This window comes from Marinagarivorans algicola (genome assembly GCF_001292705.1).
GTDB classification, from domain to species: Bacteria; Pseudomonadota; Gammaproteobacteria; order Pseudomonadales; family Cellvibrionaceae; genus Marinagarivorans; species Marinagarivorans algicola.
In genome coordinates this window covers 68,724-74,804 of the sequence record NZ_LGAK01000027.1, presented here as the reverse complement: position 1 = coordinate 74,804, position 6,081 = coordinate 68,724, and the positions used below count along the sequence as shown (strand labels likewise).

Annotated in this window: 3 protein-coding genes; all 3 read left to right on the top strand. The window is 44.9% G+C overall.

Translation table 11 applies throughout. The annotated features are described in order from the left end of the window. Positions 1-909 (top strand): AAA family ATPase (locus AC438_RS10500; protein ID WP_156317061.1); only part of this gene is annotated, 909 nt, incomplete at its 5' end. A 714-nt stretch (positions 910-1,623) separates the two neighbouring features. Next, entirely contained in the window at positions 1,624-2,613 is a 990-nt protein-coding gene (gene cas1f / locus AC438_RS10495) for a type I-F CRISPR-associated endonuclease Cas1f (protein ID WP_053981213.1), read from the top strand. Between the two features lie 107 nt (positions 2,614-2,720). Then, positions 2,721-6,071, top strand: a complete 3,351-nt coding sequence (gene cas3f, locus AC438_RS10490; RefSeq protein WP_053981212.1) for a type I-F CRISPR-associated helicase Cas3f — start codon at positions 2,721-2,723, stop codon at positions 6,069-6,071. Positions 6,072-6,081 lie beyond the last annotated feature (10 nt).

The window sequence follows — 6,081 nt, the reverse complement described above, 5'->3', positions numbered from 1 at the left end:
GAGGCGATTAAAGCGGTCAGCGATGCGGTGCGTCGCAGCCGCGCGGGGCTTGCTGATCCTAATCGCCCGAATGGTTCGTTTTTGTTTTTAGGCCCAACCGGTGTCGGTAAAACCGAATTGTGTAAAGCATTGGCTGAGTTTTTATTCGACACACAAGACTCTATTATTCGCATTGACATGTCTGAATTTATGGAAAAACATTCGGTCGCACGTTTGGTGGGCGCACCTCCTGGCTATGTGGGCTATGAAGAAGGCGGGTATTTAACCGAAGCGGTGCGTCGCAGGCCTTACTCGGTGGTATTGCTCGATGAAATCGAAAAAGCGCATTCAGATGTTTTTAATATTTTATTGCAGGTATTAGATGATGGCCGTTTAACTGACGGGCAAGGCCGCACGGTAGATTTTAAAAATACCGTGATTGTTATGACATCCAACTTGGGCAGTGAAAAAATTCAAGAGCTCGCTAATAACAAATCATTCGATATGGTCAGTTTTGATGACGAGCCACAAGCCGCCGCCGAAGTACATGACTACCGATACATTGCAATGCGTGATGCGGTTATGGAAGTAGTAGGGCAGCACTTTAGGCCAGAATTTATTAACCGCATTGACGAGGCCGTGGTTTTCCACCCCTTAGGCCGCGAAGAAATTAGAACCATTGCCAGTGTGCAGCTTCAATTGCTCGACGCTCGCTTAGCGGATCGTGACTTAACCTTAGCACTCACCGATGAAGTGATGGACAAACTCGCTACGGTAGGCTTTGACCCTGTATTTGGCGCCCGCCCGCTCAAACGAGCCATTGTGCAAATGATCGAAAACCCATTAGCTCAAGGCGTGTTATCCGGTAAATTTTTGCCTGGCTCAACAATTACCGGGACTTTAGAGGGGGACAAGGTCGTTTTTGTTTGATGTCACTGATTAAACGTTAAATCTTACGGCGCTAGCAGGTATACCGGCTAGCGCCGTTTTTTGTGGCGTTTAAGCAATCAATTTATACCATCCCCGATAATATTGTATAAGTATTGTATTATCGTATGTTTATTTAAAAGTTATTCAGGGTAATGTTTTTAAGCGCTTGTAGGGGGGCGGTTTTTAGGCGCCTTATAGCACGCTTAAATTTTTATATGGATATTAAAAACGCTATGCCCGCTCGGTAAATGCTGCATGATATTGTGCCTTTATTCATGATTATCTGGTCGGGATCGCGGCGCTATGGGGCGGGGTGCCACCCGCGACATTCATTCAGGACACGCAGCAAGTACTCCCTGCAGACTTTATCGGTATCCTGCCTGCTGCTAAGGCCCTAAATAGATAACGCGGGCGGCTTTAGCTTTACCCTGCATAAAAATATACGCGATTATATCGCTCACCCCCTCCTTGATTTTCCTAAGCCCGACGCCTAAATCCCTAAAAATAATTGATGAGTATCTATCCAATAAGGTTGCTCAGCTTGATGAATGAGTGGCTTGTACCTTTAGGTTCTTTGGCATAAAAAATATATTTTTGGCGCGTAAAGATTTAATAGCAATAAAAAATCATAGCTATTTTTCATGTTATTCGTAGAGTGTTGTGAATACGTTAGTGTGTTGATGTGATGGGTATGTCGCATTAAGGGGGGAGGGTATGAAAGATTTAGCGCCATCGGATTTAAAAGCAATTTTGCACTCAAAGCGCGCAAATGTGTATTACTTAGAGTATTGCCGCGTAATGCAAAAAGACGGCCGTGTTTTGTATTTAAAAGAAGCCAAAGCTGAAAACCAGTATTGGAATATTCCTATTGCCAATACCACGGTTATATTATTGGGTGCGGGCACCTCTATTACTCAAGCGGCAGTGCGCATGCTAGCGCAAGCGGGTGTGTTGATAGGTTTTTGTAGTGGCGGCGGTACACCTTTATATATGGGCGCTGAGGTTGAGTGGATGACACCACAAAGCGAATACCGCCCCACACAATATTTGCAAGGTTGGATGGGCTTTTGGTTTGAAGCGGAAAAGCGCTTAGAAGTTGCCAAAGACTTACAGCAAGCGCGCATGACTTTTTTACAGACAGTATGGAGTAAAGACCGCGACTTAATCGCAGCAGGCTTTAATAGTGAAGCCCCTGTTATTGCTCAGGCGCTCACGCAATTTACCGACGTCATTCATACCGCCCAAAAATCGGCCGACTTACTGCTGCAAGAGGCAAGGTTAACCAAAACACTCTACAAAATTGCTGCTAACACGACAAAGCATGAAGGCTTTACACGCCAGCGCGAAGCCACTGATAAAGCCAATGGTTTTTTAAATCACGGTAATTATTTGGCGTATGGTTTAGCGGCCTGTACGTTATGGGTGTTAGGTATACCGCATGCTTTTGCCGTAATGCACGGTAAAACACGCCGCGGCGCTTTGGTCTTTGATGTTGCCGATTTAATTAAAGATGCCATTGTATTGCCTACGGCTTTTATGTGCGCACAAGAAAATGCCACCGAGCAAGAGTTTCGCCAGCAATGCCTGCAAATGTTTACCAAACACAAAGCCCTCGATTTTTTATTTGAGCAAGTCAAGTTAGTAGCACTACAAGGCAAGGCCGAAGAGTTAAACCCGCAAGATGATTATGGGGTGAAGCTATGAAGATAAAAATGTGTCACAAGATGATTTATGGCAGGCAATCTTTAAGCGTAACTTTAATGCTTAGCTTTTTGCAGCTTAAGCGGCTTAATTAAAGGGAGGTAAGCTTTATGATGGTTACCTTTGTGAGTCAGTGCCAAAAAAATGCACTCAAAAAAACGCGTCGTGTGCTTGATGCCTTTGCTAACCGTATTGGCGATAATACCTGGCAAACCGTAATTACAGAAGACGGATTAATCACCGTTAAAAAAATGTTGCGCCAAAGTGCGAGTAAAAGTACGGCTGTCAGTTGCCATTGGATACGGTCACGGGCCCGCAGTCAATTTTTGTGGGTGGTGGGTAATCGGGCTAAATTTAATGCAGAGGGGAGGGTGCCGGTCAATAGCACGGCGCGTAAATTCCAATTCACAGAAAGCCATTGGGAGTCTCTGCCTTTAATTCGTGCGTTAGCGGCATTAGCGGCATTATTGCATGATTGGGGCAAGGCAACCCAGATTTTTCAGCAAAAATTACAGCCCGGGTATAAAGGCGCAACCGGCGACCCTATTCGGCATGAATGGATATCTTGTGTATTGCTGGATGCTTTTATTCGACATTGCCAGTCACAAAAATTAAATTGGTTAAATGAGCTCGCCAAAGGCCATATTGATGAAGCGGCCATTGAACAAAATATTCTTAATAAGCCCAGTCAATTGTTTATGAATCACGACGATACCGCGCAAGTATTAATGTGGTTGATTGTATCGCATCACCGCTTGCCTTTGCCTAGCCACAATCTTGATGACCTTAACGAATTTAAAGAGTATACGGCAAGTTCAATAGCCCAATGCTTAACGTTAGTGACTCAGGCGTGGGGGTATGAAAATAAAAAAGATGAGGCCGTCTTTAATCAGCGCGTAGCGGGGTGTTTTGAATTTCCGAAGGGTTTGATGACGCAATCAGCACTGTGGATAAAAGATGTTAAGCGCTGGGCGAGTAAGCTGCACTCGTTAGAACCATTACTTGAGCAAGCCATGGCCAATAAAACGATACGCTTAATACTTCACCATGCACGTTTATGCCTGATGTTAGGCGATCATCATTACTCCTCGCAACCTAACAACCCTCAGTGGGCCTCGCATTTAGGCTTATTTGCTAATACAGATAGAGCCACCCATACATTAAAGCAAAAGCTCGATGAGCATTTAGTGGGGGTTAAAACACATGCTTTACACATTGCTAATGTATTGCCCAGTGTGCAGCGCTTAGAGTGCGATGAAGCGACGGCTGTTTTTGATAACCGTGCATTACGTAAACCCAGTACGGGGCAATTTTTGTGGCAACAAAAAGCGGTTAATATTATTACAGAGCGCAAAAAAAGAACGACTATAGCGGGTGCTTTTATTGTCAATATGGCCAGTACAGGCTGCGGTAAAACATTGGCGAATGCAAAAATAATGCAAGCATTATCACCTCAAGGCAATAGTTTACGGTTTGTCTTGGCGCTAGGCTTACGCACGCTCACATTGCAAACCGGTGACGAATACCGTGACAGGGTTGGGTTAAGTAATGATGAGCTTGCCGTGCTGATTGGCTCTAGGGCGGTATTAGAGCTACATAACACGGCTCAAAAAGAGCATTCGAATGCCTCCGTTATAAGCATAGAAGATGCCGGTTCCGAATCACTCGAGGCATTACTCGATAACGATATTGACTTTACCGGTGTGCTCCCCGAAGGCAGCCTCAGCACAGTATTAATCGATGAGCGTGCGCGTAAATTTTTATATGCTCCTGTTTTAGCGTGTACCATTGACCATATGATGGGAGCCACCGAAACAAAACGCGGCGGCCGCTATATATTACCAGCGTTGCGATTATTATCATCTGATTTAGTCATAGACGAAGTCGATGACTTTACGGGTGAAGATTTAGCCGCAATTGCACGGCTTGTTCATTTGGCCGGTATGCTAGGGCGTAAAGTCATGATTTCTTCGGCGACCATTCCACCGGCTTTAGCCGAAGGTTTTTTTAATGCATACCGTTCAGGGTGGCAACTGTTTAGTCTCAGTCAAAAAGCAGCCCCCGATGTATGTTGTATATGGACGGATGAATTTAATAGCCACATTGCAACGCTCACCAGTGCACAAGCGGGCGTTAAACAGTACGAGCAAAGCCATGCGGCTTTTATTAATAAGCGCATCACCAAGTTAGCTACCCAGCCGGCAAAGCGTAAAGCCGATATTGTGGCGTGTGATATCAATGTGTCGCAAAATACATCTGAGCAAGGTTCTAAACAAGAGTTTCAAGAGACTAAGCAAGAGCAATACTTTACGATTATTTTAAAGGCTGTCATTGCCAAACATCATCAGCACAATACTGTAGATGCCATCAGTCACAAAAACATCTCTTTTGGGGTCGTGCGTACCGCCAATATCAATCCTTGTGTGGCGCTAACCCAATATTTACTCACGGCAGATCTACCCGCAGATACCGATATTAGGGTGATGGCCTATCATAGCCAGCAAATTTTATTAATGCGCCACGCACAAGAACAACACTTAGATGCAGTATTAAAGCGCAAAGAGCAAAAAGGCCAGCCACCTAAAGCCTTTAGTCACCCAACTATTCGTGCGCATATTAATGCCAGTGCCGCCAAAAACATGGTGTTTATTTTAGTGGCAACCCCTGTAGAAGAGGTAGGGCGCGACCACGACTTTGATTGGGCGATTATTGAACCTTCATCTTACCGCTCGATCATTCAGCTCGCAGGCCGCGTACATCGCCATCGGCAAGGTGAGGTGACCAACCCAAATATTGGGTTGTTGCAATATAACTGGAAAGCCTTTTTAGCGCAGGCTAAGCCCAGCGCGCAATACTTTGTCAGGCCCGGTTATGAAAATGACATTCAGGGTTTGCCGCCACTGCCGTCGCACGACTTAAGCCTAATTATTGATGTCGCTAAAACCGCTCAGCAGCTCGATGCCACACCCCGAATACAAGTGCCCACCATTCAAGCATGCAACCAACTATTCAGTGCCATAGAGCATAAAGCAACCCAGCAATTATTAACAAATTATACTAATGTAAGGGTTAATAATGTACAGGGCTACCTAGAGCATACTTGGTGGTTAACGGCTTTGCCGCAAGTGTTTCAGGTGTTTAGGCGATCTAAAGCGGCAGTAAAATTATTTTTTGTGTGGGGTCGCCAAGGTGGCTATTGGGCAACAAAAGACGAAGACGGCCAGCCCGTTAAATGTGAGCTGCAATACAGTATTACACCCAGTACCTTAACCGTAAAGCAACAGCAGCGTTTATGGTTGACCAGAGATTACGAGCAATTATTAGAAGCGCAAGCGCTTAATAAAGGGTTATCGCTCAAGTGGGCAAGCTTGCGCTATGGCGAGCTAAGTTTAGTTATTTATAACGAAACAGACAGCTATGAATACAGCCCTCAGCTAGGTTTTTTTAAAACAAAAAAATAAAAATACAGTG